Source organism: Photobacterium sp. 270122K, assembly GCF_059941365.1.
The window spans coordinates 125,004-141,297 of record NZ_JBPOEN010000013.1 but is presented as its reverse complement, the minus strand read 5'-3'; the positions used below and the strand labels follow the sequence as shown (position 1 = coordinate 141,297).

The following is a 16,294-nucleotide window of genomic DNA, read 5'->3' as shown; positions in this document are numbered from 1 at the left end:
CGGTTCCCCTTTACATCCCCGTCAGATCATCACCGCGCAGTATACCGCAATGTACAGAAGCCACAGGTGTACTTCTATGTTGAACCAGGAATGGGCGCAAACAGCCACACAACAGGCAAAAAAAAAGCAAGACCGAAGTCTTGCTTTTTATCTGTCACAACGTCTCTGTCACAACACAATGATCAGTTGCCGTTGGCATCTTTCATGTATTTGAAGAATTCCGTATTCGGGTCAATAACCAGAATGTCATTCTTCGACTTGAAGCTGTTTTCGTACGCTTGCAATGAACGCATGAAGTTGTAGAAATCCGGATTCTTACCGTATGTTGCTGAGTAGATTTCAGCCGCATCTGCTTCCGCACCACCGCGGATCACCAAGGATTCACGGTTTGCTGTCGATAGAATCTCAGTCACCGCAAAGTCAGCTTCTGCACGCAATACTTCGGCTTTTTCACGGCCTTGTGAGCGGTGCTTACGCGCAACCGATTCACGTTCAGCACGCATACGCTGGTAAATCGACTCACTGATCTCTTCAGGTAGGTTGATTTTCTTAATACGGAAATCAACCACTTCCACACCCAAATCGTCCATTACGCCGATTTTGATATCAGCAAGCACGTTTGCCATGATTTGGTCACGCTGACCTTCTACAACCTTGCTCACCGGCTTCTCTGCATCAGCAAGGATAGACGCAACGTCATCACTCAATGCTGGTGAGATTTCGGCTGGTGCAGTCGTCGTAGACGCCGCATCATCAGCACTTTCGTCTGCTTTCTTACGTTCAGGACCTGAAACAATCTGCTTGATTTCACGCAAACCGATTTCAGCACGTAGGCTATCGACCACTTTACGCTTCATCAACCCTTCTGCGGTTGACGCGTCATTACTCGTACTTTGGTAATACTTGTCAAAATCTTTAATACGCCACTTTACGTAGGTATCAATGATCACGTCTTTTTTCTCAGACGTCACAAAACGGTCAGCTTGATCATCCATGGTCTGAATACGCGCATCGAACAAACGCGCCGTATCAAACACTGGCAGTTTAAAATGCAAACCCGGCTCGTACACACGTACAACATTGGAGTCCGCATCTTTTAAGGCACTGCTGAAACGTAGCACGATCGCGCGCTCACCTTCTCGTACCACAAACATGGACATCAACAATGTCGCCACACACACCACAAGCACAGGGACCATTAACTTACGCATAATTAATATCTCCCTTGACGGCCAGTGTCAGGACGCGGTGACGTCGTACTCACTGGAGCGGGTTTCACTTTTTCCAATTCAATACCGTAGTTACCGGTCTTGCTCTGTGGCTGACTGCCTTTCTGCTCAGGATTGATCAGCTTATCCAATGGCAGGTACAGCAGGTTACCGCTTGATGATGAGTCCACCATCACTTTGCTGGTGTTGCTGTAAACGCGTTCCATCGTCTCAAGGTACAGACGATCGCGCGTGACTTCTTCTGCTGCCAAGTATTCCGGTAACAGCTTTTCAAACTGTGCCACCTGACCTTGTGCATCGTTAACCACACGCTTGGCGTAACCTTTCGCATCGTTGATCACACGTTCTGCACGACCCGTTGCTTTCGGCAAGACATCATTTCGGTAAGCTTCCGCTTCACGTAAATAACGCACTTCATCTTCGCGAGAAGCAATAACGTCATCAAAGGCATCTTTCACTTGCTCAGGCGGACGTGCCGACTGGAAGTTCACATCGACAACCAACAGACCCATGTCGTAGTTGGCGATGATTGCGTCAATCGCTTCCTGCGTATAGGTACGGATTTCCTGACGACCCGTGGTCAGCGCCTGATCCATGGTGGAGTCACCAATCACGGCACGCAACGCGGAATCGGTCGCCTGACGCAGACTGTTATCTGCATTGGTCACGCTGTACAAGTATTTTTCTGGTTCCGCCACACGGTACTGGACGTCCATTTCAACTTGAACCACGTTTTCGTCTTTGGTCAGCATCAAACCCGAACTGCTTAGCGAGCGAATCGCTTGCACATTCACAGGCGTGACTTGATCAATAAACGTTGCTTTCCAGTTCAAACCCGGCATCACGGTATCGTGGTATTGACCGAAACGCAGCACGACACCACGCTCAGCTTCCCCGATGGTGTAGAAACCGGAGACACCCCATACCGCAGCAGCTAAGACTGCAACTACCCCTAAACCTGCAGCACTGCCGCCGGTTGAAGGCCCTTTTTTGTTACCAAATACGCCACCGAATTTACGACTCAGTTTTGAGAACACTTCATCGAGGTCAGGTGGACCTTGTTCACGACCACCGCGATTATCATTACCCCAAGGGTCTTTATCACGGCCACCGTTGTTTCCAGGCTCATTCCACGCCATTATAGAACTCCATCAACATGATATGACGACAGTTTTTCTTTTACTTTAGCAGCCCATTAAGCAACGATAAAGTCATCTAACGAAGTGCTTTCTCTTTTTTGTAACCGAGACCACTCTGCCAATGGCAAACGAATATCGATTTTGAGATTACCGTCCGGGTCATATTCTTCCTGAACAATACAGCCCAACTGGTAAAATTTACTGCGATAGCGGCCAATATACTGTGGCGGCAAGCACAATGTGTGTTTTACCATGGTGCCCGATAGGCACTCAGTTAATGCGTCAAACAGCAGGTCAATGCCCTGCCCTTCCATCGCAGAAACCCATACCCGACGAGGCACACCCTCATCATCTCTTTCAATACGCGGTGTCGCACCGTCTAGATTATCGATCTTATTCATGACCAATAATGTCGGTACGTCGTTGGCTTCGATCTCTTCCAGTACGCCCTCTACCGCGTCGATGTTTTCACGAAAACGATCGTCGCTGGCATCCACCACGTGCAACAGCAAGGTGGCTTCTTGGGTTTCTTTTAACGTCGCCTTAAACGCCGCCACCAAATCATGGGGCAAGTGACGAATAAAGCCCACGGTGTCCGCCAAAATAGCCGTACCGACATCCGCGACATCAATTTTACGTAAGGTTGGATCCAAGGTCGCAAACAGCTGATCGGCGGCATACACCCCGGCATCGGTCACACGGTTAAACAGGGTTGATTTACCGGCATTGGTGTAACCCACCAGCGAAATCGTTGGGATTTCAGCACGGTTACGGGCACGGCGGCCCTGATCGCGCTGTTTCGCTACTTTCTCAAGGCGACGCAAAATCGTCTTGATCCGATCACGTAACAAACGGCGGTCCGTTTCTAACTGGGTTTCACCTGGGCCACGCAAACCGATCCCGCCTTTTTGACGCTCAAGGTGCGTCCAACCGCGGATCAATCGAGTGGAAATATGACGCAACTGGGCCAACTCAACCTGCAGCTTACCCTCGTGGGTACGTGCTCGCTGGGCAAAGATGTCCAAGATCAGGCCGGTGCGATCAAGCACACGGCATTTGCAAATTTGCTCCAGATTTCGCTCTTGCGCTGGAGAAAGAGAATGGTTAAATATGACAATATCGGCGTCTAACGCCCGCACTGTTTCGGCAATTTCCTGTGCCTTACCTTCGCCCACGTAATACTTAGGGTGGGGAGTTTTACGACTACCGGTCACAACCTGTAGCGCATTCACTCCCGCCGAGGAGACCAGCATTTCAAACTCGCTGAGATCTTCCCACTCCCCTTCTTGCGTGAAGTTGATATGAACAAGAATTGCCTGCTCACCGGATTCATAACGGTCAAACAAGCAATCAACTCCTTAACGAAGAATTATTATTCTTCGGTTTTTTCCTGAGAACGTTCACCCGTCGCTGGACGATCACCGGCATGGTGATGGTTGACCGGGCGAGCGGGTACCACTGTAGAGATCGCGTGCTTGTACACCATCTGGTTAACGGTATTTTTCAGGAGGATCACAAACTGATCAAATGATTCGATCTGACCTTGTAGCTTGATGCCGTTTACAAGGTAGATAGATACTGGGATTCTTTCGCGACGCAAAGCGTTCAAAAATGGGTCTTGCAGAGATTGCCCCTTAGCCATTATTTCTTTTCCTTATTTGTTTGTAGTTGTAGTTAGCAACGAACAACATTAAAAATATGCAAAACAGTAGTGAGTATACACACGATTCAAAGGTCACATCTAACCGAATTGATGACCGTTTGTAACGCTAAGTCCCCATCACTGCTATCTAACCACGTCAGATCTTTCCAGCTTCTCAGCCAGGTAATTTGACGCTTCGCCAATTGACGGGTGGCGCAGACACCACGGAAAACCGCTTCATCCAACGAACACGCCCCGTCCAAATACTCCCACATCTGGCGATAACCAACACAACGTATCGAAGGGAGATCGGGGTAAAGATCCCCGCGCTCATACAAAGCACGAACTTCCTGTTCAAAACCTGCTTCGATCATTTTTTCAAAACGTTGCTCGATCCGCTGATGCAGTACAACCCTGTCCTTGGGTGTTATTGCAAATTGGTGGACCTTGTATGGCAAGGCCTCACCTTGGATTTTCGTTAATTCCGTTAAAGTGTTACCCGAAATACGAAAAACTTCCAATGCACGAGATAATCGCTGAGGGTCATTTGGGTGGATTCGAGCGCCGGCAACCGGATCAATCCTGACCAACTCTTCATGCATAGCCAACCAACCCTTTTCTGCCGCTTCTTGCTCAATCTGAGCGCGAATCGCCGGATCGGCGGCAGGCAATGGTGACAAACCTTCCAATAATGCTTTGTAGTACAACATGGTACCACCAACCAGTAAAGGAATTCGCCCTGCTGCCACTATATCAGCCATTTCTTTCAGTGCATCAGCACGAAAGTCCGCAGCTGAATAACTTTGCGCTGGATCACGAATATCGATCAAGCGATGCGGCGCAAGTGCCAACTCACGAGCATCTGGCTTCGCCGTACCAATGTCCATTCCTTTATAGATAAGGGCGGAGTCGACACTTATCAACTCCACAGGCAGTTGTTGGCGTAAACGAATGGCAAGATCAGTTTTGCCCGATGCGGTCGGCCCCATCAAAAAAATGGCCGGCGGTAGTGACTTAGTCATAGTTAAACGCTTCTATCGCTGCGCGCAGATCAACCGGGCGCAACAAATTAGGATAATAAAGTTCAAGTTCGGTGCCCCAGTGCTGTTCCAGCTCTGTGACCAGCCCAATGGCCTGCGACAAGCTAAAGGCCGCTGGCGCCATGACGAGTTGGTCAATCAACCAGTCCAATAACTTTTCCCAGCCTTGCTCGGCTTCATCGTCGGCCACAGAGGCCAAATACGCCAACAGGGCGGGGATCAATTTTTGCAGGTTTTGTTGTCGCAACGGTTGGCTGACAGACAGGATCACCAAACTGTGTTTGTTTTTCGCTTTGAGTTGAATGCCCAACTGTTTGAGCAATAACGCATGTTGTTCTGCACAGTCTATCATATTCGACTCAACAGGCACGGCATGCGGGATCAACAACGGCTGTGGCTTCAACCCTTCGTATTGCGCCTGACGCAATTGTGCCTTGACCACTAAGCGCTGTGCCAGTGGCAGGGCTAACAATGCAAGCCCTTCATCGCGACTGAGCAGCAAATACTGTTGCTCCACCAACGACAACGCCTTGCCCAGTCCAATACCGTTACTGCCACCCAGTACCTCTTGTCGGCGCGGTACAGAAGCGGGCACCGATGCGGGAGAGAATGATCCTGACGGCACTGGCGACGGCGGCGTCGTTTGCAGTAATCGCTGATACGCTGCGATCTCTTCCGGTGTTGGCCCGTCTTCAGGTCCACGTGCCGCACTCTGGCTCGTCCCCTTGCTCACATTCTGCCCAGAAGGGCGCGGTGTGTTTGTCGGTATCGGCAGCGTGGTTGACGTCGAAGACGACGAAGAGAAAGAGGATGACATAGGTGACGTAGATGACGTAGGTGACGGCGATGCATCACGCCATGAACGTTCTCGTGACGGAGTCTGAGACGAACCGCCACCCGCACCAGAGGAACGTGCGGTGGCCTCACCCAACCATGTCTGACTCGGTGCCTGATTCGGGTAGGCCGGTGTACGCGCAATGGCCTGTAAGGCTGCATGCGGCTCGGCGACGGTTTGCGCCGGCGTGCGGGATTGCGCATACATCGCCGAATCCGCGTGTTCGTGAGCGCCCCCTTCCGACGCAGAAACACCTTGATGCACCGGTGACGGATGCGCCTGCGCACTCGCACGAGGCGCTGGGATATGGTGGGCGAGCTCGTCATGTGAGCCTTCAATCAAGGCGCTTTGCAGGCCCTGACAGATAAAATCATGCACCAGCCGCGCCTGATGGAAACGCACTTCATGTTTGGCAGGGTGCACATTGACATCCACTTGGTGCGGATCAACCTCAATGAACAACACATACGCGGCATATTGTTCGGGCGCCAGACTGGTTTCATACGCTTGACGGATCGCATGGTTAATCAGCTTGTCTTTCATCATGCGCCCGTTCACGTAACAATATTGAATATCGTTCTGTGCGCGTGCGCCCTGAGGAGTACAAAGCCAACCGGTCAGCTTCAAATCGCCATGGGCCAATTCCACCGCCAGCGCATGATCCAAAAACGGGTTACCGCATACCGCGGCTAACCGACGCTCTTTTTGAATCTGGGTACTGGCCGCACGGTACTGGCGCACCATTTTACCGTTATGACGCAAATTGATGGTCACATCCATACGGCTCAAGGCGATCCGTTTGAGTAACTCATCAATATGAGAAAATTCGGTTTTCTCGGTACGCAAGAATTTGCGTCGAGCGGGCGTGTTGAAAAACAGATCCAACACTTCCAACGTACTGCCGACCGGGTGTGCTGCTGGCTTGAGCTGCACCTCCATGTCGCGCCCTTCGGCATACGCCGCCCATGCTTGTTCTTGGTCTGCCGTGCGAGAGGTTAAGGTCAGGCGGGAGACCGAGCTAATACTGGCCAAGGCCTCGCCACGAAAGCCGAGGCTCACAATGGCTTCCAGATCATCCAGCGTGGCGATCTTGGACGTCGCATGGCGACTCAACGCCAAGCCGAGCTCGTCTTTCGGGATCCCTTTACCGTTATCCCGAATACGGATGGTTCGGCTGCCGCCTTTATCGATATCAATATCGATACGGGTGGCACCGGCATCCAAACTGTTTTCGACCAGCTCTTTCACTACCGAAGCGGGACGCTCCACCACTTCGCCGGCCGCAATTTGGTTTGCCAGCCGAGCCGGTAAGATCTGAATAGGCATATATTAACTACTTGGTATGGTCAGTTTCTGGCCAACGGCCAATTCATCGGAACGCAGCTTATTGGCACGACGTAAACTGTCGATCGTCACACCATAATGGGCAGCAATTTTGCCAAGGAATTCCCCCCGCTTCACCGTATGTTTCACCGTGCGGCGCTGGCTCACATCAATCTTCAATTTCTGCCCAACGGCCAGTTCGTCCGATCGTAAACGGTTTGCATTGCGAATACTGGACAGTGATACGCCGTATTGATTGGCGATCTTACCCAAAAATTCCCCACGCTTGACGGTGTGCGTCACCGTCTTCTTCACGGGCGCTTTGTGCGCCGTTGAACGCGATGAAGACGTACTGCTCTTTTGCGCCGTACTTGAAGTATGGCTGACCGCCGGTGCTTTACCCGGGATCATCAATACTTGTCCCACACGCACCGTATTGGATGTCAGATTATTTGTGGTTTTGATCGCCGCCACCGTGGTGCCGTATTTGTTGGCAATCACGCTTAATGACTGCCCACGAGCGACCGTGTGCTTCTTGCTTTGATGGCGCGAAGCAAACAAGGTGCCTTCAGGCGGTTTCGCATTAAAATACGCAAGAATGCCACGGTACACCGCATCCGCCAGTTTATTCTGATGGCTGGTCGCATTCAGCAAACGCTCTTCCGTCGGGTTGGTGATAAAGCCGGTTTCCACCAGGAGAGATGGAATATCCGGTGACTTCAACACCGCCAGACTGGCGTGCGCCGGTTTGCTCTTGTGCAGCGTGGTCACACCTTTCAGCTCTTTCAACACGCGAGACGCAACGTCATAGCCTTCTTTTTGTGAATGGCTAAACTGCAAGTCCAACACGGCCATGCTCAGATACTGATCTTCATTGTCGCCGGACAGCACATCGCCACCGCCTAACAATTCCGATTGCTTCTCATGTTGCTCCAGCCAGCGACCAATCTCGGTATTGGCACGGCGGGTATTCAATACCCAGACCGATGCCCCGCGGGGTTTCGGCGAGGTGAAACCATCCGCATGGATCGAAACCAACAAATGCGCCTTGTTCTTACGGGCAATGTCCGAACGCTTATTGAGGTTCACAAAGTAATCCCCTTGACGCGTCAGCACCGCTTTCATTCCTGGTGTCGCATTGATCCGGGCCATCACTTTCTTGGAGATGGTCAGGGTCACGTTTTTCTCGTACTTACGGCTTGGCCCTATCGAGCCGGGATCTTCCCCGCCATGCCCGGGATCAATGGCAACAATGATGTCTTCATTGCCATACGGCAGGATCGCTTTCGCGTTCGCGACCGATTGACTTACCGTGGGCGTTGTCGCTTTTTTCACGGGCGCCGCTTTTTTATGCGGCAAATCCAGCACCAAGCGGTGGCTGTAATGGCCATCCGGCGTCGGTGAAAGGGTAAAAAGTTTCGGTGTCGTCCCGGTCTTAATTTCAAATACCAAACGGTAGGTGCCTTTTTCCGGCGCCCCACTGCTACGGATTGTCTTCAATACTGCGCTGTCCTTCACTGCGACCGGCAGTTTGGTTTTCAACGACGTATCTTTCAAATCAAGGACCAGCCGATCAGGCTTGGTCAGCGTAAAATAGCTGAACTCCGCCTTCTCTTGCATATCGAGCACCACGCGGGTTTCATCTGGCGCTGGCCACGCACGGATACCACGTAGTTCATTGGCCATGGCCAATGAACTAAAAAGTCCCGCACTGATGATTACTGCATGAAAAAAAGTCCGTAAAGACATCCTATCAACACAACTCCAAACGTTTAATCAATTCACAGCCATACGCATTGTTCGCGGTAATGGTCGCCTTTCGCTGCTCGCCATCGTAGCGCAGATCCAGCTCAAGATCGGGCTGAGGCAATAAGCCGGCCCCTTTTTCAGGCCACTCCACCAAACAAATCGCATCATCAGAAAAGTAGTCTCGGATCCCCATGAACTCCAGCTCTTCGGGATCGGCCAAGCGGTAAAGATCAAAATGATACACGTGCCACGTGGTGAGCGCATACGGCTCAACCAAGGTGTACGTCGGGCTTTTCACATTCCCGTTATGACCCAGCGAACGAATAAAGCCACGACTGAATGTGGTTTTACCCGCGCCCAAGTCACCATGAAGATAAATCGTGGTCTGCTGTGTACAAGCATGGGCCAATGTGGCGCCCAGCGCGACCGTCGCCTGCTCATCGGCAAGCTGCATTTCAAATGTTTGCATTCTCGTTATTATCGTCGATTAACTAATTGTCGAATGGAAGGGAATAGATCACTGGCAAGCATACCACGCTCGCCGTCTCTGGCGCAGTGGTCTGCTGCAGTACTGTGGATCCACACCCCGCATTTTGCGGCCTCTGATAAGCCTAATCCCTGCCCCAGCAAGGCGCCTATGATACCAGAGAGCACATCCCCCATCCCGCCTGTTGCCATGCCGGGATTGCCCGCGGTACACACCCAGCATTGCTGGCCGTCATCAACCAGCGTGCCCGCGCCTTTTAGCACAACCACCCCGCCGTATTGCTTTTGCAATGTTCGTGCCGCCACAAAGCGATCACGTTCAACGTCTGCCACGCTGCACTGCAGCAACCGGGCCGCTTCACCAGGATGGGGGGTTATTATACGGTTATTCTTATAGTCTGGCGTACCGGCCAATAAGTTCAATCCATCGGCATCAAGCACCATGGGTTTTTCTGTCACCGCTAACGCGTGATACAGCGTCTGACTCCATGCGGTCTGACCTAACCCCGGCCCCAGTACCAAGACATCCGCCCACGCCATACGCTGCGCGCACTGTGCACGGTCACCTTGCCAACCTAATGCCATTATTTCAGGGATCGCAGCGATCATTGCCAGTGCATTGTCAGAGTGTGTGAACACCGCCGTTAATCCGGCGCCAGTTCGGGCCGCGGCCTGCGCCGCCAAACGGATCGCACCGGCATAGCCATGATCCCCGCCAGCCAGCAGGATCCTGCCATGATCCCCTTTATGGGCGGTGCGGCGGCGAACCGGCAAATCACGATCAATGTCCGCCGGCGTGATCACTTGCGCTGAACTCGCACAATGCTGTTCAAACGCCTCCGCCACCGCCAGCCCCGCAAAAACTAACTGGCCAACATAATCCGCGGCTTGTCCGGTCAACAAGCCTTGTTTTCGGCCAATAAACGTCACGGTCTGCGCCGCTATTATCGCCAGATCTGTTCTCTCAGGTTCATCCAGCGCAACCGATGCAAGTCCACGCCCAGTGTCGGCACACAAGCCAGAAGGCACATCCACCGCAATCACGGGGCGTGCCGCGTCATTGATCTGCGCAATGAGCGCCGCGGCTTCCGGCCGTACCGCACCGACTAAACCGGTGCCGAGCAACGCATCCACCACCACATCCACAGCGACGGGAAACGCTTCACTCGGTGACGACACCACGCCGCCCACAGCTAACCACGCCTGATAAGCACGCGCGGCATCGCCCACCAACCGCTCAGGATCGCCACAATGCCACACTGAAACGGTATAACCCGCTTGTTGAGCAAGACGGGCAACGACATACCCATCCCCGCCATTATTGCCACCGCCACAACAGACAAATACATGCTGCGCTGACGGGTAATGGCGCGCTAAACAATCAAACACTGCCGCGCCCGCCCGCTCCATGAGTGTGTACATCTCCAGCCCAAGCCGCTGGGCGATCTGACGCTCCCCCGTCCGCACTTGTGCGGCAGAATACAGGCGTACCGGTTTGTCTTCCTTGGCGATATTCTTATCGTCGTGCATGGCCCCTCCTTGTCTTTTCATCAGCACTCACGGATTGCCGTCACACCGGCGATCGTGACCCGTGACATTTTCATCCCCATACCTATACCCTCGCCCTTGGCACAAGGCAATCATCCCGCGCGATCCCACCACGATCACCCCAGCAGGATCCGCGTAATTCGGCCTCAACATCTCACTTGAGTGTGGTACACTTCCGCCCCCAATTCATCAGGTGCTTTTCCGTATGACCCTCGACTACCGCGCGCTAAGCCAACAAATCAAGCTATGGGGCCAAGAACTGGGCTTCCAACAGGTTGGGATCAGCGATATCGATCTCCATCAGCATGAAGCGCAACTGCAACGGTGGCTCGATGCCGGGTACCACGGCGAGATGGATTGGATGGCACGCCACGGCATGATGCGTGCGCGCCCTGCGGAATTACACCCCGGCACCGTGCGCGTGATCAGTGTTCGCATGGATTACCTGCCGCCAGAGGCGGGATTTGCCCAGAGCCTGCGCCAACCCGATACGGCCTATATCAGCCGCTATTCATTGGGGCGTGACTACCACAAGCTGATCCGCAACCGCTTAAAGCAGCTTGGGCAACGTATTGAACAAGCAGTGGGGCCCTTCGGCTACCGTCCTTTTGTCGATTCCGCTCCAATCTTAGAGCGCCCCTTGGCAGAAAAGGCCGGTTTAGGCTGGACAGGTAAGCACTCACTGATCCTCAGCCCGCAAGCCGGGTCATGGTTTTTCCTGGGGGAGCTACTGATTGACCTGCCTTTGCCCGTGGATGAACCCATCGACAATCAGTGCGGAAAATGTGTGGCCTGCATGACAAGTTGCCCGACCGGCGCGATTGTCGAAGAGGGCGTGATCGATGCACGCCGCTGCATTTCCTACTTAACCATTGAGTTTGATGGGGTGATCCCCGAAGCATTTCGCAAGCCTATCGGCAACCGAATTTATGGTTGTGATGATTGTCAGCTTGTCTGCCCATACAACCGCTTTGCCGAACTGACGCAAGAGTCCGATTACCATTGCCGTGACACATTGGCTCAGCAATCGCTGATCACCTTGTTTCAATGGGATGAAGCGCAGTTTTTGAAACACACGGAAGGCTCCGCCATTCGCCGTATTGGCCACGTACAATGGCTGCGCAACCTCAGTATTGCGATGGGTAATGCGCCGTACGACGAACACATTGTCAGCGCCCTTGAGCAACGCTTGGGTGAGCATGAATTACTCGATATCCATCTACACTGGGCACTGGCGCAACAAGTCGCTCACCGCGACGCCAATGCCATCACGGTCTTACCTTCCAATACACAGCGACTGATCCGCATTGTCGAGAAAGGTCTCCCGCGTGATGCCTGATCAGGCAGCGTTATCCCGTTGACTATGCTGTAACGTTATTACTAAAGAATGAGAGCTAAATCAGGCTTAGACGCAAATGTGGAAAACATTTTCACATTTGCCGTTTTATACGCAGATGAAAATATTAAACACAGGTCAAAATAGTGGTAGGAAAAAAAGTTATTCAAAGCAGGATGATGTGGATTTTGTTGTAGATATCTATTGAACAGATACCATTAAAAACAACAAAAACATAGACTTAAAGTGTTGATAAAATATCAACAGCTTTTAATTTTCATGAGGATAAAAAGATAAGTACAGACTTGTTCACACGGTCTCGGCACACGTAATTAACGGACTTACCCACAACTTAATTTTGTGGATAACTCTGTGTACGATCTTATTGTTTTTTCACCCAAAGCAGCGTCAACCCAAGTGGAATAAGGGCTTTCAGCTCAGAGAGATAGGAATAAGTTACGCAGATACGATTTACCGCTCCCTGTTGGCAATGTTTCCATTACCTGTATCAACAAAACAAAAGAGCGTATACCGTCATAAAGACACCACAAGTGACTGTGGATTACAGAGCATCATGATTTATAGAGATAACGACAAACAGCCAATGAAGGCCGTTGGTATAAATCATAGATGATGTTAAGGAAGCTGATGCTTCTAAGATTTCCACAATTTCAATCATGGAATATCGGGGCAATACACAAAGTTACCGTTTGTCGAATAACCTAGAAATATTGCAATTGAACTAATACTTCACAGTAGTAGCTTTGCCGACCGTCTGCAGACTGCAGCGGTAGCAGAAATTGGAGCGACACACGAGGTTCGAACTCGTGACCTCAACCTTGGCAAGGTTGCGCTCTACCAACTGAGCTAGTGTCGCATTTCTCTTAACGAGAATTGGTTGCGGGGGCCGGATTTGAACCAACGACCTTCGGGTTATGAGCCCGACGAGCTACCAAACTGCTCCACCCCGCGTCCGTATTGTGTCACCGTTAAAGCACCGTGAGAACTATTTGCTTATCGCTTAACGCAATAGGCAGAATTTGGAGCGACACACGAGGTTCGAACTCGTGACCTCAACCTTGGCAAGGTTGCGCTCTACCAACTGAGCTAGTGTCGCATATTCTCTTAACGAGAATTGGTTGCGGGGGCCGGATTTGAACCAACGACCTTCGGGTTATGAGCCCGACGAGCTACCAAACTGCTCCACCCCGCGTCCGTATTGTGTCACCGTTAAAGCACCGTGAGAACTATTTGCTTATCGCTTAACGCAATAGGCAGAATTTGGAGCGACACACGAGGTTCGAACTCGTGACCTCAACCTTGGCAAGGTTGCGCTCTACCAACTGAGCTAGTGTCGCATTTCTCTTAACGAGAATTGGTTGCGGGGGCCGGATTTGAACCAACGACCTTCGGGTTATGAGCCCGACGAGCTACCAAACTGCTCCACCCCGCGTCCGTATTGTGTCACCGTTAAAGCACCGTGAGAACTATTTGCTTATCGCTTAACGCAATAGGCAGAATTTGGAGCGACACACGAGGTTCGAACTCGTGACCTCAACCTTGGCAAGGTTGCGCTCTACCAACTGAGCTAGTGTCGCATATTCTCTTAACGAGAATTGGTTGCGGGGGCCGGATTTGAACCAACGACCTTCGGGTTATGAGCCCGACGAGCTACCAAACTGCTCCACCCCGCGTCCGTATTGTGTCACCGTTAAAGCACCGTGAGAACTATTTGCTTATCGCTTAACGCAATAGGCAGAATTTGGAGCGACACACGAGGTTCGAACTCGTGACCTCAACCTTGGCAAGGTTGCGCTCTACCAACTGAGCTAGTGTCGCATATTCTCTTAACGAGAATTGGTTGCGGGGGCCGGATTTGAACCAACGACCTTCGGGTTATGAGCCCGACGAGCTACCAAACTGCTCCACCCCGCGTCCGTATTGTGTCACCGTTAAAGCACCGTGAGAACTATTTGCTTATCGCTTAACGCAATAGGCAGAATTTGGAGCGACACACGAGGTTCGAACTCGTGACCTCAACCTTGGCAAGGTTGCGCTCTACCAACTGAGCTAGTGTCGCATATTCTCTTAACGAGAATTGGTTGCGGGGGCCGGATTTGAACCAACGACCTTCGGGTTATGAGCCCGACGAGCTACCAAACTGCTCCACCCCGCGTCCGTATTGTGTCACCGTTAAAGCACCGTGAGAACGATTTGCTTATCGCTTAACGCGATAGGCAGAATTTGGAGCGACACACGAGGTTCGAACTCGTGACCTCAACCTTGGCAAGGTTGCGCTCTACCAACTGAGCTAGTGTCGCATTTTTCATCGATAAGTTCGATAACAACTTCTGGCCCACTTCGAGAAGAAGTGGAGCGACACACGAGGTTCGAACTCGTGACCTCAACCTTGGCAAGGTTGCGCTCTACCAACTGAGCTAGTGTCGCATTTTTTCATCGATAAGTTCGATAACAACTTCTGGTCCACTTCGAGAAGAAGTGGAGCGACACACGAGGTTCGAACTCGTGACCTCAACCTTGGCAAGGTTGCGCTCTACCAACTGAGCTAGTGTCGCATTTTTTCATCGATAAGTTCGATAACAACTTCTGGCCCACTTCGAAAAGAAGTGGAGCGACACACGAGGTTCGAACTCGTGACCTCAACCTTGGCAAGGTTGCGCTCTACCAACTGAGCTAGTGTCGCATTTTTTCATCGATAAGTTCGATAACAACTTCTGGTCCACTTCGAGAAGAAGTGGAGCGACACACGAGGTTCGAACTCGTGACCTCAACCTTGGCAAGGTTGCGCTCTACCAACTGAGCTAGTGTCGCATTTTTTCATCGATAAGTTCGATAACAACTTCTGGCCCACTTCGAAAAGAAGTGGAGCGACACACGAGGTTCGAACTCGTGACCTCAACCTTGGCAAGGTTGCGCTCTACCAACTGAGCTAGTGTCGCATTTTTTCATCGATAAGTTCGATAACAACTTCGGTCCGACTTCGAGAAGAAGTGGAGCGACACACGAGGTTCGAACTCGTGACCTCAACCTTGGCAAGGTTGCGCTCTACCAACTGAGCTAGTGTCGCATATCTCTTAACGAGAGTTGGTTGCGGGGGCCGGATTTGAACCAACGACCTTCGGGTTATGAGCCCGACGAGCTACCAAACTGCTCCACCCCGCGTCCGAATTTCGAAAAGCAAAACAATGTAATAATTGCCTTTCGAGGCTGCGCATTATACGAGGAAAATCGACGGATGCAACACTCTCTAAAGAAAAATCTGCACAGCGCATCGCAACCGTCTATTTAATCGTCAAATCTTAAAGATTTGCTCACGATAGTAGCGTAATTCACTGATTGAATCACGAATATCATCCAGCGCGAGATGACTGCCTTTCTTGTGTAGCCCCTCAAGCACCTCTGGTTTCCAACGGCGCGTCAATTCTTTTAGCGTACTGACATCTAAATAGCGGTAATGGAAGTATTGTTCCAACTCTGGCATATGCTTATACAAGAAGCGGCGATCCTGACCAATGCTGTTACCACAAATTGGCGATGCCCCTTTCGGTACCCACTGCGCCAAGAACGCAATGGTCTGACGGACCGCCTCGGCTTCATCGACCTGACTGTGGCGAACACGCTCCACCAAACCGCTATTGGTATGGGTGTTGGTGCACCAATCATCCATTTTCGCCAATTCCGCCTCAGGCTGATGAACGGCCAATACCGGGCCTTCCGCTAAAATGTTCAGCTCCGGATCCGTTACGATCGTGGCTATTTCAATAATTTGGTGGGTTTCTGGATCCAACCCGGTCATTTCTAAATCAATCCAGATAAGGTTCTTATCGCTGATCGTCATCGGATATTGCCTATTCTATGAGTAAACCATGTATGATAATACCAAACGCCGCTAATGTCTGATGCTGATCACCTGTCATGTCAAAGACCGGTTAGCGCAGGTATTTTA

General features: G+C 51.5%; 11 protein-coding genes and 20 tRNA genes. 1 reads left to right on the top strand and 30 read right to left on the bottom strand.

Annotation, left to right across the window (positions count from 1 at the left end; all coding sequences use genetic code 11):
• Positions 1-182: 182 nt before the first annotated feature.
• The 9 genes from hflC to ACSF8W_RS20525 all read right to left on the bottom strand — a co-directional run bounded on the left by hflC (position 183) and on the right by ACSF8W_RS20525 (position 10,973).
• Entirely contained in the window at positions 183-1,211 is a 1,029-nt protein-coding gene (gene hflC, locus ACSF8W_RS20565) for a protease modulator HflC (RefSeq protein WP_500848979.1), read from the bottom strand.
• 2 nt (positions 1,212-1,213) lie between these two features.
• Positions 1,214-2,368 (bottom strand): FtsH protease activity modulator HflK, encoded by a 1,155-nt coding sequence (hflK, locus tag ACSF8W_RS20560; RefSeq protein WP_500848978.1) that lies wholly within the window; start codon positions 2,366-2,368, stop codon positions 1,214-1,216.
• 56 nt (positions 2,369-2,424) lie between these two features.
• Complete coding sequence (gene hflX / locus ACSF8W_RS20555; protein ID WP_500848977.1) at positions 2,425-3,714, bottom strand: ribosome rescue GTPase HflX; 1,290 nt, start codon at positions 3,712-3,714, stop codon at positions 2,425-2,427.
• Positions 3,715-3,740: 26 nt separating this feature from the next.
• Positions 3,741-4,010, bottom strand: a complete 270-nt coding sequence (gene hfq, locus ACSF8W_RS20550; protein WP_047875420.1) for an RNA chaperone Hfq — start codon at positions 4,008-4,010, stop codon at positions 3,741-3,743.
• An 86-nt stretch (positions 4,011-4,096) separates the two neighbouring features.
• Positions 4,097-5,032 (bottom strand): tRNA (adenosine(37)-N6)-dimethylallyltransferase MiaA, encoded by a 936-nt coding sequence (gene miaA / locus ACSF8W_RS20545; protein ID WP_500848976.1) that lies wholly within the window; start codon positions 5,030-5,032, stop codon positions 4,097-4,099.
• Entirely contained in the window at positions 5,025-7,211 is a 2,187-nt protein-coding gene (gene mutL / locus ACSF8W_RS20540; protein ID WP_500848975.1) for a DNA mismatch repair endonuclease MutL, read from the bottom strand. The genes miaA and mutL overlap by 8 nt, the downstream gene beginning before the upstream one ends.
• 3 nt (positions 7,212-7,214) lie before the next feature.
• On the bottom strand, positions 7,215-8,957 hold the full coding sequence (locus ACSF8W_RS20535) for an N-acetylmuramoyl-L-alanine amidase (RefSeq protein ID WP_500848974.1): 1,743 nt from the start codon (positions 8,955-8,957) through the stop codon (positions 7,215-7,217).
• 4 nt (positions 8,958-8,961) lie between these two features.
• Entirely contained in the window at positions 8,962-9,426 is a 465-nt protein-coding gene (gene tsaE / locus ACSF8W_RS20530; RefSeq protein ID WP_500848973.1) for a tRNA (adenosine(37)-N6)-threonylcarbamoyltransferase complex ATPase subunit type 1 TsaE, read from the bottom strand.
• A gap of 8 nt (positions 9,427-9,434) precedes the next feature.
• A complete protein-coding gene (locus tag ACSF8W_RS20525; protein ID WP_500848972.1) occupies positions 9,435-10,973 on the bottom strand; it encodes an NAD(P)H-hydrate dehydratase in 1,539 nt (512 codons plus the stop codon).
• A 223-nt stretch (positions 10,974-11,196) separates the two neighbouring features.
• On the opposite strand from ACSF8W_RS20525, the gene queG reads away from it, so the two are divergent.
• Positions 11,197-12,330, top strand: coding sequence for a tRNA epoxyqueuosine(34) reductase QueG (gene queG, locus ACSF8W_RS20520; RefSeq protein WP_500848971.1), 1,134 nt, complete (start codon positions 11,197-11,199; stop codon positions 12,328-12,330).
• A 798-nt stretch (positions 12,331-13,128) separates the two neighbouring features.
• Here queG and ACSF8W_RS20515 read toward each other — a convergent pair.
• The 21 genes from ACSF8W_RS20515 to orn all read right to left on the bottom strand — a co-directional run bounded on the left by ACSF8W_RS20515 (position 13,129) and on the right by orn (position 16,186).
• Positions 13,129-13,204: transfer RNA gene (locus ACSF8W_RS20515), tRNA-Gly, on the bottom strand.
• Between the two features lie 18 nt (positions 13,205-13,222).
• Positions 13,223-13,299 (bottom strand) — tRNA-Met (locus tag ACSF8W_RS20510).
• Positions 13,300-13,368: 69 nt separating this feature from the next.
• Positions 13,369-13,444, bottom strand: a tRNA-Gly gene (locus tag ACSF8W_RS20505).
• A 19-nt stretch (positions 13,445-13,463) separates the two neighbouring features.
• Positions 13,464-13,540 (bottom strand) — tRNA-Met (locus ACSF8W_RS20500).
• A 69-nt stretch (positions 13,541-13,609) separates the two neighbouring features.
• A tRNA-Gly gene (locus tag ACSF8W_RS20495) sits at positions 13,610-13,685 on the bottom strand.
• Between the two features lie 18 nt (positions 13,686-13,703).
• A tRNA-Met gene (locus ACSF8W_RS20490) sits at positions 13,704-13,780 on the bottom strand.
• A gap of 69 nt (positions 13,781-13,849) precedes the next feature.
• Positions 13,850-13,925, bottom strand: a tRNA-Gly gene (locus ACSF8W_RS20485).
• 19 nt (positions 13,926-13,944) lie between these two features.
• Positions 13,945-14,021 (bottom strand) — tRNA-Met (locus tag ACSF8W_RS20480).
• 69 nt (positions 14,022-14,090) lie between these two features.
• Positions 14,091-14,166, bottom strand: a tRNA-Gly gene (locus tag ACSF8W_RS20475).
• A gap of 19 nt (positions 14,167-14,185) precedes the next feature.
• Positions 14,186-14,262, bottom strand: a tRNA-Met gene (locus ACSF8W_RS20470).
• A gap of 69 nt (positions 14,263-14,331) precedes the next feature.
• Positions 14,332-14,407, bottom strand: a tRNA-Gly gene (locus ACSF8W_RS20465).
• Positions 14,408-14,426: 19 nt separating this feature from the next.
• Positions 14,427-14,503: transfer RNA gene (locus ACSF8W_RS20460), tRNA-Met, on the bottom strand.
• 69 nt (positions 14,504-14,572) lie between these two features.
• A tRNA-Gly gene (locus tag ACSF8W_RS20455) sits at positions 14,573-14,648 on the bottom strand.
• A 51-nt stretch (positions 14,649-14,699) separates the two neighbouring features.
• Positions 14,700-14,775 (bottom strand) — tRNA-Gly (locus ACSF8W_RS20450).
• Positions 14,776-14,827: 52 nt separating this feature from the next.
• Positions 14,828-14,903 (bottom strand) — tRNA-Gly (locus tag ACSF8W_RS20445).
• A gap of 52 nt (positions 14,904-14,955) precedes the next feature.
• Positions 14,956-15,031 (bottom strand) — tRNA-Gly (locus tag ACSF8W_RS20440).
• A gap of 52 nt (positions 15,032-15,083) precedes the next feature.
• Positions 15,084-15,159, bottom strand: a tRNA-Gly gene (locus tag ACSF8W_RS20435).
• A gap of 52 nt (positions 15,160-15,211) precedes the next feature.
• Positions 15,212-15,287: transfer RNA gene (locus tag ACSF8W_RS20430), tRNA-Gly, on the bottom strand.
• 52 nt (positions 15,288-15,339) lie between these two features.
• A tRNA-Gly gene (locus ACSF8W_RS20425) sits at positions 15,340-15,415 on the bottom strand.
• Between the two features lie 18 nt (positions 15,416-15,433).
• Positions 15,434-15,510: transfer RNA gene (locus tag ACSF8W_RS20420), tRNA-Met, on the bottom strand.
• A 130-nt stretch (positions 15,511-15,640) separates the two neighbouring features.
• Positions 15,641-16,186, bottom strand: a complete 546-nt coding sequence (gene orn, locus ACSF8W_RS20415) for an oligoribonuclease (RefSeq protein ID WP_500848970.1) — start codon at positions 16,184-16,186, stop codon at positions 15,641-15,643.
• Between the last annotated feature and the right edge of the window lie 108 nt (positions 16,187-16,294).

What these genes read in the sequence shown, in the direction of transcription:
- hflC (WP_500848979.1), bottom strand. Translation starts at nt 1,211, where the DNA reads ATGCGTAAGTTAATGGTCCCTGTGCTTGTGGTGTGTGTGGCGACATTG.
- hflK (WP_500848978.1), bottom strand. Translation starts at nt 2,368, where the DNA reads ATGGCGTGGAATGAGCCTGGAAACAACGGTGGCCGTGATAAAGACCCT.
- hfq (WP_047875420.1), bottom strand. Translation starts at nt 4,010, where the DNA reads ATGGCTAAGGGGCAATCTCTGCAAGACCCATTTTTGAACGCTTTGCGT.
- miaA (WP_500848976.1), bottom strand. Translation starts at nt 5,032, where the DNA reads ATGACTAAGTCACTACCGCCGGCCATTTTTTTGATGGGGCCGACCGCA.
- mutL (WP_500848975.1), bottom strand. Translation starts at nt 7,211, where the DNA reads ATGCCTATTCAGATCTTACCGGCTCGGCTGGCAAACCAAATTGCGGCC.
- ACSF8W_RS20535 (WP_500848974.1), bottom strand. Translation starts at nt 8,957, where the DNA reads ATGTCTTTACGGACTTTTTTTCATGCAGTAATCATCAGTGCGGGACTT.
- tsaE (WP_500848973.1), bottom strand. Translation starts at nt 9,426, where the DNA reads ATGCAAACATTTGAAATGCAGCTTGCCGATGAGCAGGCGACGGTCGCG.
- ACSF8W_RS20525 (WP_500848972.1), bottom strand. Translation starts at nt 10,973, where the DNA reads ATGCACGACGATAAGAATATCGCCAAGGAAGACAAACCGGTACGCCTG.
- queG (WP_500848971.1), top strand. Translation starts at nt 11,197, where the DNA reads ATGACCCTCGACTACCGCGCGCTAAGCCAACAAATCAAGCTATGGGGC.
- orn (WP_500848970.1), bottom strand. Translation starts at nt 16,186, where the DNA reads ATGACGATCAGCGATAAGAACCTTATCTGGATTGATTTAGAAATGACC.